Genomic DNA, 20,902 nt, shown 5'->3' on the forward strand with positions numbered 1-20,902 from the left:
CGTCATGGGCACCAGTGCAGGCCAGCAGCCGAAAGCGTTGGACCCGTTCGGCATCCGGCTCGGCGAGGCGGTGGACCGGTTCGGATCCGTATGTGTCGGAATCGACCCGCACGCCGCCCTGCTGGAGGCGTGGCAGCTGCCCGACACCGTCCAGGGACTGCGGCAGTTCTGTGAGATCGCCGTCGAGGCGTTCGGCGGGCAGGCAGCGCTGGTCAAACCGCAGAGCGCCTTCTTCGAGCGGTTCGGCGCAGCCGGCGTCGAGATGCTCGAGGACGTGCTGGCCGGCCTGCGCGAGATGGGCACGCTGAGCCTGCTGGACGTCAAACGCGGCGACATCGGTTCGACGATGGCGGCCTATGCGCAGGCCTACCTGTCCGACGCCTCGCCGCTGCGGGCCGACGCGATCACGGTCAGCCCGTTCCTCGGGTTCGGTTCGCTGGCACCGGCGTTCGATCTGGCGCGACGGACCGGACGTGGCGTCTTCGTGCTGGCGATGACCTCCAACCCGGAGGCCGGGCACGTCCAGCACGCGATGTGGGGCGAGGAGACCGTCAGCGGCACGATCGTGGACGAGGTCGCCGAGGCCAATGCGCTGGCCCGTGCCGACAGCTACGGAGACGTCGGCATGGTGGTCGGCGCGACGGTCGGCAAGGACATCGCCGACCTGGGTCTGGCCGAACGCCTCGCCCAATCACGCGCACCGTTGCTGGCTCCCGGCCTGGGCGCCCAGGGCGCGACGATCGGTGACATCGGACGCGGGTTCGGGCCGGCCGCCCGGCTGGTGCTTCCCGCGACCTCCCGCGCGGTCCTGTCGGCCGGTCCCGACGTCGCGGCGCTGCGGCAGGCGTTGCGCGAGGTGAAGCAACAGGCGGCCGCACTGCGGCCGCCGGCCGCACTGGACTGAAGCGCGACCGGCCACCGGCGCCCCAGGTGTCGGAGCGCGCTTCGCTGGCTCACCGCTCCAGGCTGGGTGCCGGCGCCGGCGTGGAGTCCTGCGCTGCCCGCGCTTCCTCCTCGGCGGCCTCGGTGCCGGGGATCTCCTTGCCGCGCAAGGAGACTCCCTTCGTCTCGATGACGAACCACAGGGCCACCAGCCCAAGGACGCAGGCGCCCGCCATGTAGTAGGCCGGCCACAGGTCGTCGCCGGTCCAACTGATCAGGCGGTCGTTGACCACCGGGGCGGTGCCGCCGAACAGCGACGTGGCGACGTTGTAGCTGAGTGCTAGTCCGGCGAACCGCACGTGCGCCGGGAAGAACGCCGGGAACGTCGCCGAGATGGTCGACAACTGCGGCGCGTAGAGCAGTGCGAGCACGGCGAAGGCGATCAGGGCACCGACCGTGCCCGTGGACATCAGCGCGAACATCGGCACCGACAGGATCGCCAGCGAGATCAGCGAGGTGGCCCACAGCGGCTTGCGCCCCACCCGGTCGGAGAGCGCACCGAGGAACGGCAGCACGGCCATCATCAGGAATTGCCCGATCACCGGCACGATCAGCGCACCGTTGTCGGACAGCCCGATCGCGTCCTGCAGGTAGGTCGGCATGTACGAGATGAGGGTGTAGTTGACGACGTTCAGCGCCAGCACCAGCCCGAACAGCTGGAAGATCTGCGGGGAGTACTGCGCCACGAGGTCGCGCAGGTTGCGGCCCGGGTTGTCCTGGACCTCTTCCTTCTTCTCCAGATCGCGGTAGACCGGCGTGTCCTGCATCTTGGAGCGCAGGTAGCTGCCGATGAGGCCGAGCGGGCCGGCGACCAGGAACGGCAGGCGCCAGCCCCAGCTGTCCATCTGGCTGGAGCTGAGCACGTTGGTCAGCAACAGCATCAGCAGGGCACCGAGGTTGAAGCCGGCGAGCGTGCCGAACTCCAGGAAGCTGCCCCAGAAGCCGCGGCGGCGATCGGGCGCGTATTCGGCCATGAAGGTGGCCGCCCCGCCGTACTCACCGCCGGTCGAGAAGCCCTGCAGCATCCGCAGCAGGTAGAGCAGGATCGGCGCCCAGATGCCGATCGCGGCGTATGACGGGATGACGCCGACCAGGACGGTCGAACCGGCCATCAGCAGGATCGTCGCGGCCAGCACCTTCCTGCGGCCGATGCGGTCGCCCAGCGGCCCCCAGAAGAATCCGCCGATGGGGCGGATCAGGAAGCTGAGGGCGAAGCCGAGCAGGGTGAACGCGACGGCGCTGTCGGAGCCGGCGGGAAAGAGTGCATTGGATATGTGGGCGACGCCGTACGCGTAGATGCCATAGTCGAACCATTCGACGGCGTTGCCGAGTGCGGAGGCACCCACGGCACGGCGGAGGACAGAATTCGGGACGGGTTGGTTGGACGGGTGAGTGACACTCACCGAATCATCTCCAGGTCCTGGTAGGGGTCCGTCGGACACAAACGGCGCACGACGTTACCCGCTGGTCGGTGCAGGTCCAAGTCGGTCCGTGGGCGCGGCGTTCCCCCGCGGGAGGGGCGGCTGACCCGGGGGTGACCCCTCGTTGCCGAACTGCTGGGACACTCGCTAGGTTCGCTGGGTGCGGGTGAACGAACACCCTCGCAGCGACACACCTCGCATCGGACGCACGCCAGGAGAAAGACACGTGGCCCTACCGCAATTGACGCCGGAGCAGCGCGCTGAGGCACTCGCCAAGGCGGCGGCCGCGCGACGAGAACGGGCGGAGGTCAAGAATCGGCTGAAGTACGCGCAGGGTTCGCTGCGCGACGTCATCGAGGCCGGTAGGGACAACGAGGTCATCGGCAAGATGAAGGTGTCCGCGCTGCTGGAGTCGCTGCCCGGCGTCGGGCGGGTGCGGGCCCGCCAGATCATGGCCGACATCGGCATCGCCGAGACGCGCCGGGTCCGTGGCCTGGGCGCGAACCAGGTGCAGCGGCTGTTGGAGCACTTCGAGCAGTCGGGGGAGGCGTGACGTCCGACATCCCCAGCACCACCGACCAGCGGAAATGCGCCCCGCTGGTCGTGCTGGCCGGGCCGACCGCCGTCGGCAAGGGCACCGTGTCGGCATACATCCGCCAGCACTATCCCGAGGTCTGGCTGTCGGTGTCGGCCACCACCCGCCCGGCACGGCCGGGGGAGGTCGACGGCAAGCACTACCACTTCATCAGCCAGGAGCGCTTCGACCGGATGGTCGCCGGCGGTGAGTTCCTCGAGCACGCGGTAGTACACGGCCGGGCCAGCTACGGCACACCCCGCGGCCCGGTGACCGAGGCGGCGGCCGACGGCAAGCTGCCGCTGCTCGAGATCGACCTGCAGGGCGCCCGGCAGGTGCGCGAGCAACTGCCCGAGGCCTACTTCGTCTTCCTCGCGCCGCCCAGCTGGGAGGAGCTGGTGCGCCGGCTGGTCGGCCGTGGGACCGAGAGCGAGGCCGAACGCGAGGTGCGGCTGGCCACGGCGCGCCGGGAACTCGCCGCGCAGGCCGAGTTCGACACCACCATCGTCAACGACGATGTGCAGCGCGCCGCCGAGGAACTCGTACACTTGATGCAGCAGCACATCTGCGCCACCTCATGAGGCGCAGCCGCTGACCGGTTACACCCCCAACGAGAAGTGAGATTTTCTTCGTGTCTGGCACCAAGGCCGCCCCCGAGGGCATCACCAACCCGCCGATCGACGACCTGCTGCAGGTGGCCGACTCCAAGTACGCGCTGGTCATCTACTCCGCCAAGCGCGCCCGGCAGATCAACGCCTACTACTCGCAGCTGTCCGAAGGCCTGCTGGAGTATGTCGGCCCGCTGGTCGACAGCCAGGTCAACGACAAGCCGCTGTCGGTGTCGCTGCGCGAGATCAACGAGGGTCTGCTGTCGATCGAGAAGATCGAAGCCTGATGCGCACCCCGCGAAGTTTCTGCCTCGCTCCACTCCTCCCCATACTTCGCGGGGACCACGCACCACGCCCGGTTGCGCTGTAACCACCAGCTATGCAGATCGTTCTCGGCGTGAGCGGGGGCATCGCCGCCTACAAGGCGTGCCTGCTGCTGCGCCGATTCACCGAAGCCGGTCACGACGTCACCGTGATCCCGACGGCGGCCGCCCTGCGATTCGTCGGCGCGCCCACCTGGGCCGCGCTGTCCGGCAAGCCCGTTGCCGATGACGTGTGGACCCGGGTCGAAGAGGTGCCACACGTCCGGCTCGGCAAGGGGGCCGACCTCGTGGTGGTCGCTCCGGCCACCACTGACCTGCTGGCCAAGGCCGCACACGGACTCGCCGACGATCTGCTCACCAACACGCTGCTGACGGCACGCTGTCCGGTCGTCCTCGCGCCGGCGATGCACACCGAGATGTGGCAGCACCCGGCGACCGTCGCCAATGTGGCGACCCTGCGGGAGCGTGGCGTGCACGTCATGGACCCGGACTCGGGCCGGCTGACCGGAGCCGACACCGGCCCCGGCCGGCTGCGTGCACCCGAGGAGATCGCCGACTACGCGCTGGCCCTGGTGCACCGCCCGGACGGGCCGTTGTCCAACCGGCACGTGGTGGTCTCGGCCGGCGGGACCCGGGAACCGATCGACCCGGTGCGCTTCCTCGGCAACCGCTCCAGCGGCAAGCAGGGCTACGCGCTCGCCGCCGTCGCCGCCGAGCGGGGCGCACGGGTGACCCTCGTCAGCGCCAACGCCGACCTGCCGATCCCGCCCGGGGTGAGGGTCGTGCGCGTCGAGACGACCGTGGAGCTGCAGCGGGCAGTCACCGCCGCGGCAAGCGACGCCGACGCGATCGTGATGGCCGCGGCACCGGCCGACTACCGGTCGGCGACATACAGCGATCACAAGATCAAGAAGTCCGGCGACGACGACCTCACCTTGCGGCTGGTCCAGAACCCCGACATCGTCCAGGGCCTGGTCGCCGATCGTGGGGCTTGCCCTACTCCCGTCATCGTCAGTTTCGCGGCCGAGACCGGTGATGCCGAGGCATCCGTCATGGAGCACGCACGTGCCAAGTTCGCCCGCAAGGGCAGTGACATCCAGGTCGTCAACGAGGTCGGTCCGGGCGTGACGTTCGGCCAGGACCAGGCCGTCATACACATCCTCACCCGCGACGGCGACGGCATCGGGACGGCGGCGGACGTCGGCCCGGCCGACAAGGCGACGCTGGCACGCGCTGTGTGGGATGTCGTCCAGCAACACCTGCACACCGTTTAGACTCCGGGTGGCTCCGCCGGACGGTGGCGCCAGCCAGCAGCCGCTGCACATCGAAGGAGCAACCTGTGGCCCGTCTCTTCACCTCGGAATCCGTGACCGAGGGGCACCCCGACAAGATCTGCGACCAGATCAGCGATTCGATCCTGGACGCTATGCTCGCCGACGACCCCAAGTCACGGGTCGCCGTCGAGACGATGGTCACGACCGGACTGGTCCACGTGGCCGGTGAAGTGACCACCGACAGCTACGTGCCGATCGCGAAGCTGGTCCGCGACACCATCAAGGAGATCGGCTACGACTCCTCGCTCAAGGGTTTCGACGGCAACTCCTGCGGTGTGTCCATCTCCATCGGCGAACAATCGCAGGACATCGCCCAGGGCGTCGACACCGCGCACGAGCACCGCGCCGAGGGCGGCACCGACGCGCGCGACAGCCAGGGCGCGGGCGACCAGGGGCTGATGTTCGGCTACGCCTGCTCCGACACCGCCGAGCTGATGCCGCTGCCCATCTTCCTCGCGCACCGGCTCTCCGAGCGACTGACCGGTGTCCGCAAGAGCGGCGAGCTCGCCTACCTGCGCCCGGACGGCAAGACGCAGGTCACCATCGAGTACGACGGTGAGAAGGCCGTCCGTCTCGACACGGTGGTGCTGTCCACCCAGCACGCCGAGAACATCTCCCTGGAAGGCATGCTCGAGCCGGACATCGACACGCTCGTCATCAAGCCGGTCCTGGAAGAACTCGCCGCAACCGGCAACACCCTGGACACCTCGTCCTACCGCAGGCTGATCAACCCGACGGGCAAGTTCGTCATCGGCGGCCCGATGGGCGACGCCGGTCTCACCGGCCGCAAGATCATCGTCGACACCTACGGCGGCAGGGCCCGCCACGGCGGCGGCGCCTTCTCCGGGAAGGACCCGTCGAAGGTGGACCGTTCGGCGGCCTACGCCATGCGCTGGGTGGCCAAGAACGTCGTCGCCGCCGGTCTCGCCGAGCGCTGCGAGGTGCAGGTCGCCTACGCCATCGGCAAGGCGCAGCCGGTCGGCCTGTATGTCGAGACCTTCGGCACCGAGAAGCAGCCGCTGGAGAAGATCCAGAACGCCATCAACACGGTCTTCGACCTGCGCCCGGCCGCCATCGTCGAGGAGCTGGACCTGCTGCGGCCGATCTACCAGCCGACCGCGGCATACGGGCACTTCGGCCGGACCCGGGCCGACGGCGTCGACAACGCCTTCACCTGGGAACGCACCGACAAGGTCGAAGCGCTGCAGCGGGCCATCTGAGCCTGCTGATCACGACTGCCGGCCGGCGATGTCCGGGGCGTCACGTATAACAAGGGCATGCACTCGTCCGGCCGACCCAGCACTCCGCCGGCAGCAGCGCGCGAGGCCGACGACCACCGACCCGGACCCGCCACACCGGAGCAGCTGCACCTGCTGCACGCCGCCGCCGCGCCCCGGGCGAAGGCGGAGCGCGTCCGGGCCGAGCCCGACGACGCGAGCATCCCGCTGCCGGTGGCCCGCGTGGTGTTGGATGTCGGGCTGGCGCATCTGGACCGGCCGTTCGAATACGCGGTCCCCGAGCAGCTCGCCGAGCAGGCTCGTCCCGGGGTGCGGATCAAGGCCAGGTTCGCCGGCAAGGACGTGTCCGGATATGTGATCGAGCGCGTGCAGGAGCCCGAGCACACCGGGCGCCTGACGCCGCTGCGACGGGTCGTCAGCCCCGAGCCCGTGCTGACACCGGCCGTCCTCGACGCCTGCCGCGCGGTCGCCGACCACTATGCCGGTCCGCTGGCCGATGTGCTCCGGCTCGCCGTGCCACCGCGCCACGCCGGCGCCGAGAAGGCGCTCGATGCCCGGACGGCGCCGGTGCCGGAGCGGCCGACCGCGCCGGCAAACACCGCCTGGCAACGCTATCCGGCAGGCGAGGCGTTCCTGAGGCGTCTGTCCGGCGGTGACGCTCCCGCCGCGAGCTGGCTCGCGGCGCCCACCGTGGAGGCGGCCCAGGACTGGCCGGCCGCTCTGGCACAGGCCGCCCGGGCGACGCTGCACGGCGGACGCGGCGTCCTGCTGGTGGTGCCCGACCACCGGGATCTGGACCGGTTGGACGCGGCGCTGGTCGGGGAGCTGGGTGAGGGCCGGCATGTGCGCCTCACCGCCGAACAAGGCCCCCAGGCCCGCTACACCGCGTGGTTGAAGGTCCTGCGCGGTCATGTCCGCTGCGTCATCGGCACCCGGGCCGCTGCGTGGGCGCCGGTGCGCGATCTCGGCCTGCTCGCGTGCTGGGACGACGGTGACGACCTGCTCGCGGAGCCGCGGGCGCCATACCCGCAGACCCGGGAGGTGCTCCGGCTGCGGGCCGAGCGCGAGTGTGCGGCGTTGCTGCTGGGTGGGTTCGTGCGCTCGGTGCCGGTGCAACGGTGGTTGGCGGACGGGCTGGTGCGCGCGGTGGAGGCCCGCACGCCACCGGGTTCGGTGCCCCGTGTGGTGGTCGCGGCCGACGAACGCGAGGTCGAACGCGCCGGCGCCGCTGCGCACGCGCACCTGCCGCCCGTCGCCTGGTCCACCGCGCACACCGCACTGGCCGACGGCCCCGTGCTGGTGCAGGTGCCCCGACGCGGCTACCTGCCCGCGCTGCGTTGCGGGCAGTGCCGCCAGATCGCGCGCTGCGAGCAGTGCCACGGACCCCTCGCGCTGACCGCGCCCAGCGCGCCGCCCGTATGTCGCTGGTGCGGCCGCGCCGCCCGGCCATGGCGCTGTCCGGAGTGTGACGGCACCCGGCTGCACGCCGCGGTCGTCGGCGCACGGCGCACGGCCGAGGAACTCGGTCGGGCCTTTCCCGGGGTGCCCGTGCTGCGCTCGGGCGCAGGCGAGGTGCGCAACGAGGTGGGCGCCGAACCACAGCTCGTCATCGCGACGCCCGGTGCCGAGCCGGTCGCCGCATCCGGTTACGCCGCAACGCTGCTGCTCGACGGATGGGCGTTGCTCGACCGGTCCACCCTCGACGCGGGAGAAGAAACATTGCGTCGCTGGGTCGCCGCCGCCGCGCTCACCCGGCCGGCCTCCCGCGGCGGCGCCGTCGTGGTCTGTGGAGTCACGTCCGGGGTGACGCTGCCGCCGGTGGAAGCGCTGAGCCGATGGGCTCCTGGCACGTTCGCCGAGCGCGAGCTGGCGGCCCGGCGCGAGCTCGCCCTTCCGCCGACGTCCTGGATGACCATGCTGACGGGTGCACCGGCCGACGTCGATGCCTTCGCCACCGCCACCCGGCACGCTCTGGACGACGCCGTACCCCTGGAACGCATCGGCCCGATGCCGTCGCCGGACGGCGGCGACGGCGACGGCGCCCGGATGCTGCTGCGCACCGACCGCCGGCACGCCGGCGCGGCTGCGAGGGCGGTCGTCGCTGCCCGAGCCGGACGCAGTGCCCGCAAAATGCCGGGCACCGTGACCGTGCACGTCGACCCGAGCGGCGCGTTGCTGTGAGTCGTCAGTAGTCTCTGGGTGGTGAGCCAGCAGCAGACCGCGCCCGTCGAGGACCCCGATCTCACGCCGTCCCCGGTCGACGCCGTCGTGTTCGACCTGGGCAATGTGCTGATCGACTGGGACCCGCAACCGGCCATCGCAGCGGGGGTGGGTGAGCAGCGCGCGCGGGACTTCCTCGCCGCGCGCGACTTCGACTTCGGCGCCTGGAACCACCAACAGGACGCGGGGCGCACCTTCGCCGACGGTGAGGCCGCGGCAGCGGCGGCATACCCGCACTTCGCCGACGAGATCCGTTCCTACCGCGAGCATTTCGCCGAGTCGCTGCGTGGCCCGATCGACGGCACCGTCGACATCCTCAAGCAACTGCACGCCGCCGGCATACCGCTGATCGCGCTGACCAACTGGTCCGCCGAGACCTTCCCGGTCGCGCTGGACACGTTCGACTTCCTGGACCTCTTCGAGGACATCATCGTGTCGGGGGAGGAAGGCGTGGCCAAGCCGGACCCCGAGATCTTCGAGGAACTGGCCGACCGCGTACGCCACCTCGGCAGCCTCGACGACTGCGTCTTCATCGACGACAAGCTGGCCAACGTGCAGGCCGCCACGGACGCCGGCATGGACGCGATCGCGTTCACCACGCCGGAGGAACTGCGCGCCGACCTGCTGGTGCGCGGGCTCCCGGTGGAGCGGTAGGCACCATGTCGATCACCCCCATCCGGCTGTACGGCGACCCGGTGCTGCGGACCCCGGCCGCGCCGGTCACGACGTTCGACAAGGAACTGCGGACGTTGGTGCAGGACCTCACCGACACGATGATGGACGCGCCGGGTGCAGGCCTCGCGGCGCCGCAGCTCGGCGTCGGCCTGCGTGTGTTCACCTACTACGTGGACGGCCAGCTCGGCCACCTCGTCAACCCCGACCTGGACCTGTCCGGCGACGTCGACATCGACGACGAGGGCTGCCTGTCCATCCCGGACTTCTCGTGGCCGACGCCGCGCTCGCTGTCGGTCGTCGCGCGTGGAGTCGACATGTACGGCGAGCCGATCGAGGTCGAGGGCACCCATCTGCTGGCGCGCTGTATCCAGCACGAGACGGACCACCTGGACGGCATCCTGTTCATCGATCGGCTGGACCGGGAGCAGCGCAAGCTGGCCCTGAAGGAGATCCGGGCGGCCGAATGGGCGGGTCTTCCCGGCCCGATCATCCGGGACAGCCCGCACGCGAACCCGACGAGGCGGGACTGAGATGCGCGTGGTGTTCGCCGGCACCCCCGAGGTGGCGCTGCCGAGTCTGCGGGCCGTTGCCGCCTCCTCCCATCAACTCGTCGGTGTGGTGACCCGCCCCGACGCGCCGGCCGGACGCGGCCGAACGTTGCGCCCGTCGCCGGTCGGAGTGTTCGGCGACGAACTCGGGGTGCCGGTGCTGAAGCCGCGGTCCGCCAAGCAGCCGGGGTTCGCGCAGCAGCTTGCCGCACTCGCGCCCGACGTGTGCCCCGTCGTCGCCTACGGCTCGCTGGTGCCGCGCCCGGTGCTGGACGTCCCGCAGCACGGCTGGGTCAACCTGCACTTCTCGTTGCTGCCCGCGTGGCGTGGGGCGGCACCCGTGCAGCATGCGATCCTGCACGGTGACGAGGTGACGGGGGCGACCGCGTTCGTGCTCGAGGAGGGCATGGACACCGGCCCGGTGCTCGGCACGATGACCGAGACCATCCGGCCGCGGGACACCAGCGGCGACCTGCTCGGCCGACTCTCCGAGGCGGGGGCCGGACTGCTCGTCGCGGCACTGGACGGTCTGGCCGATGGCTCGCTCTCGCCGGTCCCGCAACCGCCGGAGGGAGTGTCGCTGGCACCCAAGATCACCGTGGCTGATGCCGAGATCCGTTGGCACGAACCATCGTTCGCCATCGATCGACGCGTTCGTGCGTGCACCCCCGCACCCGGTGCGTGGACGACCTTCCGGGACGACCGGTTGAAGGTGCTGGCGTTCGCGGCGGACGCTCCGGCCGACATACAGCTGAGACCCGGGGAGTTGCTGGCGACCAAACGAGCCCTGTATGCCGGCACCGGCACCACCCCGCTGCGGGTGGCTACCGTGCAGCCCCACGGCAAGAAGCCGATGGCGGCGGCAGATTGGGCACGCGGCGTACGCGTCGCAGAAGAAGAGAGGCTCGGATGAGCGGGCAACAGACCGGCGGTTTCCGCGACGACCGCGGCAGGCAGCGCCCGGCATCACGCCGTGCCGGCGGCAAGAACCGCACCGCCACCCGTCCCGCGGACCGGCGGCGGGGCGGCGACCCCACCCGGAAGGTGGCCTGGGAGGTGAGCCGGGCCGTCGCGGACGGCGCCTACGCCAACCTGGAACTGCCCACGGCACTGCGCGCGGCCGGCCTGCACGGCCGCGACGCCGCCTTCGCCACCGAACTGACGTATGGCGCCATCCGGATGCGCGGCCTCTACGACGCCGTCATCGAGTTCGCGGCGGGCCGACCCGTCGGGCAGATCGACCCACCGGTGCTGGACACCCTCCGGCTCGGCGCACACCAGATCCTCGGCATGCGCGTGCCGTCCCACGCCGCCGCCTCCGAGACGGTCGCCCTGGCCCGCGAGGTCAACGGCACCGGCGCCTCCGGGTTCGTCAACGCGGTGCTGCGCCGGATCACCGAGCGCAGCCGCGACGAGTGGGTGCGCGAGGTCACCGCCGGTCGGTCGCGGGACGAGGCGCTCGCGGTCGAACACTCGCACCCGGTGTGGGTGGTGCGGGCACTGCGCGGTGCGCTGCGCTCGGACGGCATCACCGACGACGGTGAACTCGACGCATCCCTGGTGTCCCTGCTGGAGGCCGACAATGCCGCACCGACCGTCACGCTGGTGGCACGGCCGGGCCTGGCGACCGTGGACGAGCTCGTCGAGGCGGGCGCCGAGCGGACGTCACTGTCACCGATCGCGGCCACCCTGCCCGGTGGTGACCCCGCGGACATCGCCGCGGTCCGGGAGACCCGAGCGGCCGTGCAGGACGAGGGATCGCAACTTGTCGCGCTGGCGCTGGCCGCCGCGCCGCGTCGGATCGACGGGCCGGCCGACTGGCTCGACCTGTGCGCCGGCCCCGGCGGCAAGGCGGCGCTGCTCGCGGCGCTGGCCGGGCAACGCCGCGACACCACGCTGTTCGTCAACGAGATCAGCGAGCACCGCACCGAACTCGTCCGGCGCACGCTGCGTGCGGCACTCGACGCGGGGATCGAGGTCATGATCGGGACCGGCGACGGTCGCGAGCTGGGCGCGGAGGAGCCGGGCACCTACGAGCGGGTGCTGGTCGACGCGCCGTGCACCGGCCTGGGCGCCCTGCGCCGCCGGCCCGAGGCCCGCTGGCGGCGCAATCCCGGCGACGTGACGGACCTGACCGCCATACAGGCCGACCTGCTCCACTCGGCGCTGGACGCGACGGTCGAGGGCGGTGTGGTGGCCTACGTGACCTGCAGCCCGCACGTTGCGGAGACGACCGAGGTCGTGCGGTCGGTGACCGCGTCACGCGCCGATGTGACGGTGGAGGACGCGCGTCCCCTCTTCCGCGATACGGCGGGGGAGCAGGTGCCGCAGTTCGGAGATCACCCCACCGTGCAGCTGTGGCCGCACGTGCACGGCACCGACGCGATGTTCTTCGCCCTGTTGCGCAAGCACGCCCCGACCGAGCACTGAGCATTCCGAGCCTGTTTCGACCATTCATCTGGAGGACGCGTGCAGATCGCACCCAGCATCCTGTCGGCCGACTTCGCCAACCTGGAGCGCGAGTTGCAACGCATCGCGGATGCCGACTCGGCGCACGTCGATGTCATGGACTATCACTTCGTGCCCAACCTCACCCTCGGCCTCCCGATCGTCGAGGCGTTGCAGCGAGTCACGCCGATCCCGCTGGACTGCCACCTGATGATCGACGACCCGGACCGCTGGGCACCGGCCTACGCGGAGGCGGGCGCGGCCAGCGTCACCTTCCACATCGAGGCGGCCGCCGATCCGCGCTCCCTCGCCCGTGACATCCACGCCGCCGGCGCGCAGGCCTGTATGGCGCTCAAGCCCGGCACCGCATTCGCGCCCTACGAGGAACTGCTCGAGGTCATCGACATGGTGCTGGTGATGACCGTCGAGCCGGGCTTCGGCGGCCAGAGCTTCATGGCCGACCAGATGCCGAAGGTCCGCGAGGTGCGCGAGGCGATCGACCGGCGCGGCGGCCGGATCCGCATCCAGGTCGACGGCGGCGTCTCGGCCTCGACGATCGAGCAGTGCGCCGACGCCGGCGCGGACGTGTTCGTCGCCGGTTCGGCGGTCTACGGCGCCGACGACGCCGCAGCAGCCATCGGCGAGCTCCGCCGGCTCGCGACGGCCTGTGTGCATCACTGAACGTGCGTAACCGGCGACGGTCGCTGGTTGGCTGCGTGGATCTGCCCGGGATGCGTGCGTAACCGGCAACGGTTGCTGGTTGGGCGGGGGAGATCATGGGGTGTCGGCGCATATTGACGCCTGTGCCATACTCGAGAACGAACGTGCTCCGGGGTCGGTGAAATTCCGAGCCGGCGGTGATAGTCCGCGACCCGGCTGCCATGGCAGCCGGTTGACCTGGTGAAACTCCAGGACCGACGGTTAAAGTCCGGATGGGAGGCAGCACGAGCGGGTGTGCCGTCCCACGGCGCACCCGGCGACAACGCACCGTCGGCGCTGCCGACGGATCGCGCGACCGCCCGTCATCCCCGGAGCCGGTGAAACCGGACCGGGAAGGAGTGACGAGGCAGTGTCCGACCATCTGCCCCACCCGCTGGCCGACCATCCGGCCCCGGGCACCGCCGATGAAGCGGCCGGTGCGCAGCCGATGCGCGCTGCCCTGGAACTCGCCGGCCGTGGGCCGGTGGCCGATCCGAACCCGCGCGTCGGCTGCGTCCTGGTCCGCGACGGCGACGTCGTCGGACGTGGCTGGCACGACGGCGCCGGCACCCCCCACGCGGAGGTCGCCGCGCTCACCGACGCAGGCGACCTGGCCCGCGGCGCGACGGCATACGTGACCCTCGAGCCCTGCGCGCACACCGGCCGCACCGGACCGTGCATCGACGCCCTCACGGCGGCAGGGGTGGCCCGCGTGGTCTACGGCCAGCACGACCCCAACCCCATCGCCCGTGGCGGGGCCGACATCCTGCGATCTCGCGGGATCGACGTCGTCGGTGGAGTGCTGGCGGCCGAGGCGGAGGCGTTGAACCAGGCGTGGACCTACTCCGTCACCCACGAGAAGCCCTGGGTGATCTGGAAGTTCGCGACGACACTCGACGGCCGGTCGGCGGCGGCCGACGGCACCCGCCGGTGGATCAGCAACGACCGATCGCGCGCCGACGTACACGAACTGCGCGCCCGGGTCGGCGCGATCATCGTCGGCACCGGCACCGCGCTGGCCGACGACCCGCGCCTGACGGCCCGGCCCGCAGCGGCGACGGCGGCGGCGCGGCAGCCGCTGCGGGTGGTCGTCGGCGAGCGTGACCTGCCGCCCGGCGCCCACCTACGCGATGAGCACGCGCCGGCGCTACACCTGCGCACCCACGACCTCGGCGCCGTGATGAAGGAGCTGCACGCGCGCGGCGTGCGCAGCGCGTTGCTCGAGGGCGGGCCGACGCTCGGCGCCGCAGCCTGCACGGCCGGGCTGGTCGACGAGATCATCGGCTACGTCGCCCCTCTCCTGCTCGGGGCCGGACGCCCGGCGATCGGACCGCTCGGCGTCCGGACGTTGTCCGACGCCACCTGCTGGACCCTGCACGACGTCACCCGGTTCGCGGATGACGTGCGACTCACCTATCGGAGGAAGTGACGTGTTCACCGGCATTGTCGAAGAGCTTGGTACGGCCAAAACCATTGAGCGCCAGGGCGACTCGGCTCGGCTGAGTCTGCGGGCACACAAGGTGCTGGAGCAGGTCCAGCACGGTGCCTCCATCGCCGTCAACGGCGTCTGCCTGACGGTCGTCGCGCACACTGCGGACGAGTTCACCGTGGACGTGATGGCCGAAAGCCTGGACCGCAGCAGCCTCGGGGCCCTCGCTCCGGGCGGCCGGGTCAATCTGGAACGCGCCGTCCGTGCCGACGGGCGGTTGGACGGACACATCGTCCAGGGCCACGTCGACGGTGTCGTCGAGGTGCTGCGCCGTGACGAGCACGACCGGTGGACCGAGGTGCGCCTGTCCCTGCCGGCGCACCTGGCGCCATACGTCGCGGAGAAGGGGTCGGTGGCACTCGACGGTGTGTCGCTGACCGTCGCGTCGGTGCGCGACTCCGACTTCACGGTATGCCTCATCCCGACCACGCTGGAACTCACCACCTTCGGTGAGCGTGCGGTGGGGGACCCGGTCAACATCGAGGTCGACGTGCTGGCCAAGTATGTCGAGCGCATGGTCACGCTGCGCGCGACCGGGACGGCGGTGCCGGCATGAACTTCTTCGAGCACCTCTACAACGCCTCCATCACCATCGGCGGCCACGGCATCACCTGGCGCGAGATCGTCGGCAACCTCTTCGGACTGGCCTCCGCGATCGGTGGCATGCGCCGCCGTGTCTGGGCCTGGCCGGTCGGCATCATCGGCAACGCGCTGCTGTTCACCGTCTTCTTCGCCCTCGGCTTCACCGCGCACGGCGGACAGGTGATGTTCGGCCAGGCCGGGCGGCAGATCTTCTTCATCCTCACCTCCATCTACGGATGGTGGATCTGGCAGCGCAACAAGGCCGGCCGACGCGCGGACGCACCGGCGGTGCAACCCCGTTGGGCGACCATGACCGAACGGCTGGCGCTGCTCGGCTTCTGGGTGGTGGCAGTGATCTTCGTGCAATGGATCACCCGCATGATCGGCGTCGGCTGGACGCCGCCGAGTTGGTACTACTGGGCCGACGCGTGGATCTTCGTCGGCTCGATCGTCGCCACGTTCGCGATGGCTCGGGGCTGGAACGAGTTCTGGCTGGCCTGGATCGCGGTGGACCTGGTCGGCGTGCCCGAACTGCTGCACTTCCAGTACTACCCGTCCGCCGTGCTCTACGCGATCTACGCCGCCTTCGTCATCTGGGGGTTCGTCGTCTGGCTGCGGGTCACGCACAAGTCCGACCGGGCGGCGCACCGCGACGAGGAGTTGGTGACGTCATGAGCGACGACCGAGCCGGGGGACGAGGAGCAGCGTACGGCGTGCTCGGCAGCATCGAGGCCGCCCTCGCCGAGATCGCCGCCGGCCGGCCGGTGCTGGTCGCCGACGACGCCGACCGGGAGAACGAGGTCGACCTGGTCATGGCAGCGCAGCACGCGGACGAGCACTGGATCGGCTGGGCCGTGCGCCACGGGTCCGGCGTCATCTGCGCGCCGATGACCCACGCGATCGCCGACCGGCTGGGCTTGCCGCCGATGGTGCAGGACAACCAGGACCCGAAGGGCACGGCATACACCGTCTCGGTCGACGCCGCCGGCTTGACGACCGGGATCAGCGCCGCCGAGCGGGCGCGGACCCTCGGCGCATTGGCCGACCCGGAGTCCGAGGCCGAGGACTTCACCCGGCCCGGGCACGTCTTCCCGCTGCGGGCACGGGACGGCGGTGTGCTGGTGCGCACCGGACACACCGAGGCGGCCGTCGACCTGGCCCGCCTCGCCGGGTGCGCGCCCGTCGGCGCCATCGTCGAACTCGTCCACGACGACGGTTCGATGATGAGGCTGGACGACGCCGAGGAACTGGCCGCACGCCACGGCCTGGTCGTCATCACCATCGCTGACCTGGTCGCCTGGCGCGTCCGCCACGACCGGGTCCTGTGCCGGGCGCGCACTACGCTGCCGACCACGCACGGCACCTTCACGATGCTCGGGTATGTCGATCTGCTCACCGGGGACGAGCACGTCGCGCTGGTGTCACCGCACGGCATACCGGACGGGAAGCCGCTGGTGCGCGTGCATTCGGAGTGCCTGACCGGGGATGCCTTCGGATCCACCCGCTGCGACTGCGGTCCGCAGCTGGCCGAGGCCATGCGTCGCGTCGGCACCGAGGGCGGCGCCGTCGTCTACCTGCGCGGTCACGAAGGGCGCGGTGTCGGGTTACTGGACAAATTGCGCGCCTACGAGTTGCAGGACGGCGGACTCGACACGGTCGACGCGCAGACCGAACTCGGCCTGCCCGTCGACGACCGCGAATTCGGTGCTGCCGCTGCGATCCTGCGTGAGCTGGGCGTCACCGAGATGCGGTTGCTCACCAACAATCCGGAGAAGGAGAAGCAGTTGCAGGCACTGGACCTGACCGTCGACCGAGAGCCGCTGGTGACCGGCCGCACGATCAACAACAGCCGTTACCTGGACACCAAACGGGACCGCCTCGGCCACCACATCGGCGAGACCGCATGATCACCCCACGACGTTTCGCCCCCGCTCCGGCACCCCAGGAAGTTTCTCCCCCGCTCCGCTCCTCCGAATACTTCCTGGGGACCCCGCCACCGCTCCTTCGAATACCTCGCGGGCAGCCCGGTCTCATGGCGCAGTACTGCGGGCGGCCGCGATGAGCGGCCACGGAGCGCCCGCGACCGTCGCCGATGGAGCCGGTCTGCGGGTGGCGATCGTCGCCGCATCCTGGCACGAGCAGGTGATGGGCGGCCTGCTCGCCGGCGCGCACCGCGGTCTGGCGGCGTGCGGAGTCACCGACGTGACGGAGGTCCGGGTGCCCGGCACCTTCGAGCTGTCCGTGGCGTGCGCCCGGCTCGCGCCGGCATACGACGCCCTCGTGGCGCTCGGCGTCGTCATACGCGGCGGCACCCCGCACTTCGACTACGTGTGTTCGGCCGCGACCACCGGTATCACCGAGGTCACGGTGCGGACCGGTGTGCCGGTCGGCTTCGGCGTGCTCACCTGCGACGACGAGCGGCAGGCCCTGGACCGTGCCGGCCTGCCGGGATCGGTGGAGGACAAGGGCAGCGAAGCCGCGACGGCTGCCGTCGCGACGGCGGCCACGCTGCGTTCGGTCCAGCGGGGATGAGGCGTCCGGGGCGCCGGCGACCAGACTGTGGCCGGGTGCGTCGCCGGCCGGGACGGGCAATTAGCCTTGGCTGACGTGAAGACGTTCGATCAGCTGCATGCGGAGCTGACTGCCAAAGCCCAGGACCGACCGGCCGACTCCGGCACCGTGCGCGAGCTCGACGCCGGCGTGCATTTCATCGGCAAGAAGATCGTCGAGGAGGCCGCCGAGGTCTGGATGGCCGCCGAACACGAGGGCGTGCAGCGCACCGCCGAAGAGATCAGTCAGCTGCTCTACCACCTGCAGGTGCTGATGGTCGCCCAGGACATCTCGCTGGAGGACGTCTATGCCCACCTCTGAGACCCTGCGGGTCGCCATGCCCAACAAGGGCGCGCTGGCCGAGGCGAGCACCCGGCTGATGCGCGAAGCCGGCTATCGCGTCCGCCGCGAGTCCAAGGAACTCGTGGTGGTCGACGCCGACCAGCACATCGAGCTGTTCTACCTGCGGCCGCGGGACATCGCCGTGTATGTCGGCCGTGGCCACCTGCAGGTCGGCATCACCGGCCGGGACCTGCTGCTGGACTCGGAGGCTCCCGCCGTCGAGGTCATGCAGCTGGGATTCGGTTCCTCGACCTTCCGGTATGCCGCCCGCCCCGGCCAGGCGTCGTCCGTGAGCGACCTGGCAGGGACGCGGATCGCGACCAGCTTCCCGGGCCTGGTGCGCAAGAACCTCGCGGACCACGGTGTCGACGCCGGGGTGGTCCGGCTGGACGGCGCCGTCGAGACTGCGGTCACCCTGGGGGTGGCCGACGTGATCGCCGATGTGGTCGAGACCGGGACCACCCTGCGCAATGCCGGGCTGGAGGTCTTCGGCGAACCCATCCTGCACAGCGAGGCCGTGCTGATCCGGCCGCAGGAGCGGGCGGCGGAGTCCTCGCCGGCCGTCGACGTGCTGGTCCGACGGCTGCAGGGAGTGCTCACCGCGAGCCGCTACGTGATGATGGACTACGACATCCGGGTGGAGCTGGTCGAACGGGCCTGTGCGCTCACCCCCGGACTCGAGTCGCCCACCGTGTCCCCGCTGCACCGCGAGGGGTATGTCGCCGTCCGCTCCATGGTGCCGCGTACGGCGACCAACTCGGTGATGGACAGCCTCTACGATCTGGGTGCCCGCGCGATCCTGGTCACCGAGATCGCGGCCTGCCGGTTGTGAGTCCCGTGCAGTCGTCGGCATACGCGACGTTCCGCCCGCGCCGCTCGCGGTTCGTCAGCATCGGCGTCGCGGTCGCGCTCGTGGTGATGTTCGTGGTCGTGGCGGTGCGGATCCCGCAAGGGGGAGTGACCGGTTGGAGCACCCCCGACTCGGTCGCGATGATCGTCTTCGCGGTCGCTGTCGCCGCATTCCTGCTGCGCTATGCGCTCGTCCACGCCAAGCCGACACCGGGCGGCCTGCACGTCCAGAACCTCATCCTCTCCCGTGACATCGCGTGGGCCGAGATCGTCAACGTGCAGTTCGGCGGGGGCGCGCCCTGGCTGGTGCTGGAGCTGAGTGATACCGAGACGATGGCGGTGATGGCGGTGCAGCGTTCCGACGGCGACTTCGCCAACGCGGAGGCACGTCGGCTGGCGGCCCTGGTGGAGGCGAACAACCGCATCGACCGGGACGACTGATCCATTGCCGAGCGGACACGAAAGGTATGGAGCGGACACGAAATACCGGCATCATGTCGTGTCCGCTCGATGCGTTTGTTGTCCGCTCGGTGCAGGGCGGTGGCGTGCCAGGGACGGTCAGTCGGTGCGGAAGACCAGATGCGCGTGGTCGCGGGTGCGGTCGGCGCCGAACACCGCGTCCTCCTGATCGGCCCAGCGTTGCCAGTGCGGCGCGTAGGCTTCGCCATCACGGTCCAGCCCGCGCCGTCTGCGGACCGGAGTCGCGGCTTCCAGCCAGACCCGCACGTCGGCATACCGGCGGGCGATGCCGACGCTGCTGCCGGCGCCTTCGACGACGACGAACCGGGTGCGCGGCACGGTGAGCGCATCGGCGAAGGTGCCCTGCTCCCAGTCGAATCGGCGGTATGTCGCCGGCTCCCCGCGACGCAGGGCGACGAGCACTTGCGCCACGAGGAGCGGCGGTGTCGCGGCCAGGCCGTCCCAGCCGGGATAGATGTCGTCGAGGTGGATGACGCACGCGTCCCCCAATGCCGCGCACACGGCGGCCGCGAGCGTCGTCTTGCCGGATCCGCTGCGCCCGTCGATGGCGAGGACGACCGGCCGGCCGGCGATGGACCGCACCCGTGCCAGCACCTGGTCGAGCTGGTGCTCGGGCAGGCGATGGCCGGTCGTCTCGTCCCTCACACGGGGCAATGTAGCGGCTGTCAGCGCAACGGCGTGACGTCCCGTGCGGCGATGTGCTCTGGGCGCGGGGCGGCCGCGGCGAAAGGGGAAACGGGCGCGTTCTCGACACTGTTGAAGACCATGAACACGTTCGAGCGCGGGTACGGCGTGATGTTGTTCGACGACGCATGCATGATGTTGGAGTCGAACCACAGCGCCGAGCCGGCCGGGCCGGTGAACTGGTCGATCCCGCACTGCTGCGCCAGGTCCGCGATCGCGTCCTCGGTGGGGACGCCGACGGTCTGCTCCTGCAACGAGGACTCGTGGTTGTTCTGCGGGGTTTCGCCGACACCCGGCACGAAGGTCTCGTGGGAGCCCGGCATCACCATCAGCCCACCGTTGAACGGGTGGTTCGGGGTGAGCGCAATGGAGCAACTGACCGCCCGCGGAGCAGGCAGGCCGTCCTCGGCATGCCAGGTCTCGAAGTCCGAATGCCAATAGAAGCCGGTGCCCTTGAACCCCGGCATGTAGTTGACCCGGGTCTGGTGCAGGTAGACGTCGGAGCCGAGCAACTGCCGGGCCCGGTCCAGCACGCGTAGGTCTCGGGTGAGCGCATCCAGCTGCGCACTGAGCCGCTCGACCTGGAACACCGAACGCACCTCGCCCGAGCTCTTCTCGATGACGACCCGCTCGTCGTTCCGCAACGCCGGATCGGACACCAGACGGTCCAGCTCGGCACTGAACGAGGTCACCTCCTCGGAGCTGATGAAGTCCGGCAGGATGGTGAAACCGCGCCGTTCGTGTGCCTGCAGGGCCGCATCGTCGAACGGTCCGTCCGCAGCTGCTCCCCAGACGGTCGGGTGCGTGCGGGGCGTCGGCTGCTCACTGTGCTGTCGCGTCGGATACAGATCCGAGCTAGCGGTCGTCGTCATACGTTCTCCTCTCGGTCGGGAAAT

The 20,902-nt window shown here is 70.6% G+C and carries 23 protein-coding genes and 1 riboswitch; of the genes, 20 read left to right on the plus strand and 3 right to left on the minus strand.

What is annotated here, in order from left to right:
• Positions 1–4: 4 nt before the first annotated feature.
• Complete coding sequence (gene pyrF / locus ACTHL4_RS02370; protein ID WP_440281130.1) at positions 5–904, plus strand: orotidine-5'-phosphate decarboxylase; 900 nt, start codon at positions 5–7, stop codon at positions 902–904.
• Positions 905–953: 49 nt separating this feature from the next.
• Here pyrF and ACTHL4_RS02375 read toward each other — a convergent pair whose 3' ends face one another.
• Positions 954–2,288 carry an MFS transporter gene (locus ACTHL4_RS02375; protein WP_440281131.1) on the minus strand — a complete coding sequence of 445 codons (1,335 nt, stop codon included), beginning with the start codon at positions 2,286–2,288 and terminating at the stop codon, positions 954–956.
• A gap of 301 nt (positions 2,289–2,589) precedes the next feature.
• On the opposite strand from ACTHL4_RS02375, the gene mihF reads away from it, so the two are divergent.
• From mihF to ACTHL4_RS02470, 19 genes are all read left to right on the plus strand, one after another.
• Positions 2,590–2,916, plus strand: coding sequence for an integration host factor, actinobacterial type (gene mihF, locus ACTHL4_RS02380; protein WP_440281132.1), 327 nt, complete (start codon positions 2,590–2,592; stop codon positions 2,914–2,916).
• Positions 2,913–3,518, plus strand: a complete 606-nt coding sequence (gene gmk, locus ACTHL4_RS02385) for a guanylate kinase (protein ID WP_440281133.1) — start codon at positions 2,913–2,915, stop codon at positions 3,516–3,518. The genes mihF and gmk overlap by 4 nt, the downstream gene beginning before the upstream one ends.
• 50 nt (positions 3,519–3,568) lie before the next feature.
• The gene (rpoZ, locus tag ACTHL4_RS02390; RefSeq protein ID WP_440281134.1) at positions 3,569–3,832 is read left to right on the plus strand and encodes a DNA-directed RNA polymerase subunit omega; all 264 of its coding nucleotides are present in this window, start codon (positions 3,569–3,571) and stop codon (positions 3,830–3,832) included.
• A gap of 92 nt (positions 3,833–3,924) precedes the next feature.
• Positions 3,925–5,142, plus strand: coding sequence for a bifunctional phosphopantothenoylcysteine decarboxylase/phosphopantothenate--cysteine ligase CoaBC (gene coaBC / locus ACTHL4_RS02395; protein WP_440281135.1), 1,218 nt, complete (start codon positions 3,925–3,927; stop codon positions 5,140–5,142).
• 65 nt (positions 5,143–5,207) lie between these two features.
• Positions 5,208–6,422, plus strand: a complete 1,215-nt coding sequence (metK, locus tag ACTHL4_RS02400) for a methionine adenosyltransferase (RefSeq protein ID WP_440281136.1) — start codon at positions 5,208–5,210, stop codon at positions 6,420–6,422.
• A 57-nt stretch (positions 6,423–6,479) separates the two neighbouring features.
• On the plus strand, positions 6,480–8,621 hold the full coding sequence (locus ACTHL4_RS02405; RefSeq protein ID WP_440281137.1) for a primosomal protein N': 2,142 nt from the start codon (positions 6,480–6,482) through the stop codon (positions 8,619–8,621).
• A 21-nt stretch (positions 8,622–8,642) separates the two neighbouring features.
• A complete protein-coding gene (locus ACTHL4_RS02410) occupies positions 8,643–9,314 on the plus strand; it encodes an HAD family hydrolase (protein ID WP_440281138.1) in 672 nt (223 codons plus the stop codon).
• A gap of 5 nt (positions 9,315–9,319) precedes the next feature.
• The gene (def, locus tag ACTHL4_RS02415; protein WP_440281139.1) at positions 9,320–9,865 is read left to right on the plus strand and encodes a peptide deformylase; all 546 of its coding nucleotides are present in this window, start codon (positions 9,320–9,322) and stop codon (positions 9,863–9,865) included.
• Between the two features lies 1 nt (position 9,866).
• Positions 9,867–10,796 carry a methionyl-tRNA formyltransferase gene (gene fmt / locus ACTHL4_RS02420; RefSeq protein WP_440281140.1) on the plus strand — a complete coding sequence of 310 codons (930 nt, stop codon included), beginning with the start codon at positions 9,867–9,869 and terminating at the stop codon, positions 10,794–10,796.
• On the plus strand, positions 10,793–12,313 hold the full coding sequence (locus ACTHL4_RS02425; protein ID WP_440281141.1) for an RsmB/NOP family class I SAM-dependent RNA methyltransferase: 1,521 nt from the start codon (positions 10,793–10,795) through the stop codon (positions 12,311–12,313). The genes fmt and ACTHL4_RS02425 overlap by 4 nt, the downstream gene beginning before the upstream one ends.
• Before the next feature lie 39 nt (positions 12,314–12,352).
• A complete protein-coding gene (gene rpe, locus ACTHL4_RS02430) occupies positions 12,353–13,012 on the plus strand; it encodes a ribulose-phosphate 3-epimerase (RefSeq protein ID WP_440281142.1) in 660 nt (219 codons plus the stop codon).
• A 140-nt stretch (positions 13,013–13,152) separates the two neighbouring features.
• Positions 13,153–13,280, plus strand: a riboswitch (FMN riboswitch).
• Positions 13,281–13,400: 120 nt separating this feature from the next.
• Positions 13,401–14,459 carry a bifunctional diaminohydroxyphosphoribosylaminopyrimidine deaminase/5-amino-6-(5-phosphoribosylamino)uracil reductase RibD gene (gene ribD, locus ACTHL4_RS02435; protein ID WP_440281143.1) on the plus strand — a complete coding sequence of 353 codons (1,059 nt, stop codon included), beginning with the start codon at positions 13,401–13,403 and terminating at the stop codon, positions 14,457–14,459.
• A 1-nt stretch (position 14,460) separates the two neighbouring features.
• Positions 14,461–15,075 (plus strand): riboflavin synthase, encoded by a 615-nt coding sequence (locus tag ACTHL4_RS02440; RefSeq protein WP_440281144.1) that lies wholly within the window; start codon positions 14,461–14,463, stop codon positions 15,073–15,075.
• Positions 15,072–15,776: a nicotinamide mononucleotide transporter family protein gene (locus ACTHL4_RS02445; RefSeq protein WP_440281145.1), complete on the plus strand. Its 705-nt coding sequence runs from the start codon at positions 15,072–15,074 to the stop codon at positions 15,774–15,776. The genes ACTHL4_RS02440 and ACTHL4_RS02445 overlap by 4 nt, the downstream gene beginning before the upstream one ends.
• The gene (ribB, locus tag ACTHL4_RS02450) at positions 15,773–17,008 is read left to right on the plus strand and encodes a 3,4-dihydroxy-2-butanone-4-phosphate synthase (RefSeq protein WP_440281146.1); all 1,236 of its coding nucleotides are present in this window, start codon (positions 15,773–15,775) and stop codon (positions 17,006–17,008) included. Before ACTHL4_RS02445 ends, ribB begins: the two co-directional genes overlap by 4 nt.
• 151 nt (positions 17,009–17,159) lie before the next feature.
• Positions 17,160–17,633: a 6,7-dimethyl-8-ribityllumazine synthase gene (ribH, locus tag ACTHL4_RS02455; RefSeq protein WP_440281147.1), complete on the plus strand. Its 474-nt coding sequence runs from the start codon at positions 17,160–17,162 to the stop codon at positions 17,631–17,633.
• A 75-nt stretch (positions 17,634–17,708) separates the two neighbouring features.
• Positions 17,709–17,972, plus strand: coding sequence for a phosphoribosyl-ATP diphosphatase (locus tag ACTHL4_RS02460; RefSeq protein WP_440281148.1), 264 nt, complete (start codon positions 17,709–17,711; stop codon positions 17,970–17,972).
• Complete coding sequence (hisG, locus tag ACTHL4_RS02465; protein ID WP_440281149.1) at positions 17,959–18,825, plus strand: ATP phosphoribosyltransferase; 867 nt, start codon at positions 17,959–17,961, stop codon at positions 18,823–18,825. Before ACTHL4_RS02460 ends, hisG begins: the two co-directional genes overlap by 14 nt.
• Complete coding sequence (locus ACTHL4_RS02470; protein WP_440281150.1) at positions 18,822–19,283, plus strand: PH domain-containing protein; 462 nt, start codon at positions 18,822–18,824, stop codon at positions 19,281–19,283. Before hisG ends, ACTHL4_RS02470 begins: the two co-directional genes overlap by 4 nt.
• Before the next feature lie 117 nt (positions 19,284–19,400).
• On the opposite strand, the gene ACTHL4_RS02475 is transcribed toward ACTHL4_RS02470, so the two are convergent.
• Together ACTHL4_RS02475 and thpD are read right to left on the minus strand one after the other, a co-directional pair.
• Positions 19,401–19,967 (minus strand): hypothetical protein, encoded by a 567-nt coding sequence (locus ACTHL4_RS02475; protein WP_440281151.1) that lies wholly within the window; start codon positions 19,965–19,967, stop codon positions 19,401–19,403.
• Between the two features lie 20 nt (positions 19,968–19,987).
• Positions 19,988–20,878, minus strand: a complete 891-nt coding sequence (gene thpD / locus ACTHL4_RS02480) for an ectoine hydroxylase (protein WP_440281152.1) — start codon at positions 20,876–20,878, stop codon at positions 19,988–19,990.
• Between the last annotated feature and the right edge of the window lie 24 nt (positions 20,879–20,902).

The organism is Flexivirga sp., assembly GCF_051955415.1.
Lineage (GTDB): Bacteria > Actinomycetota > Actinomycetes > Actinomycetales > Dermatophilaceae > Flexivirga.

Coding starts and splice junctions, on each gene's coding strand:
- pyrF (WP_440281130.1), top strand. CDS start 5: ATGGGCACCAGTGCAGGCCAGCAGCCGAAAGCGTTGGACCCGTTCGGC.
- ribB (WP_440281146.1), top strand. CDS start 15,773: ATGAGCGACGACCGAGCCGGGGGACGAGGAGCAGCGTACGGCGTGCTC.
- thpD (WP_440281152.1), bottom strand. CDS start 20,878: ATGACGACGACCGCTAGCTCGGATCTGTATCCGACGCGACAGCACAGT.
- hisG (WP_440281149.1), top strand. CDS start 17,959: ATGCCCACCTCTGAGACCCTGCGGGTCGCCATGCCCAACAAGGGCGCG.
- coaBC (WP_440281135.1), top strand. CDS start 3,925: ATGCAGATCGTTCTCGGCGTGAGCGGGGGCATCGCCGCCTACAAGGCG.
- ACTHL4_RS02405 (WP_440281137.1), top strand. CDS start 6,480: ATGCACTCGTCCGGCCGACCCAGCACTCCGCCGGCAGCAGCGCGCGAG.
- ACTHL4_RS02445 (WP_440281145.1), top strand. CDS start 15,072: ATGAACTTCTTCGAGCACCTCTACAACGCCTCCATCACCATCGGCGGC.
- ribH (WP_440281147.1), top strand. CDS start 17,160: ATGAGCGGCCACGGAGCGCCCGCGACCGTCGCCGATGGAGCCGGTCTG.
- def (WP_440281139.1), top strand. CDS start 9,320: ATGTCGATCACCCCCATCCGGCTGTACGGCGACCCGGTGCTGCGGACC.
- fmt (WP_440281140.1), top strand. CDS start 9,867: ATGCGCGTGGTGTTCGCCGGCACCCCCGAGGTGGCGCTGCCGAGTCTG.
- ACTHL4_RS02425 (WP_440281141.1), top strand. CDS start 10,793: ATGAGCGGGCAACAGACCGGCGGTTTCCGCGACGACCGCGGCAGGCAG.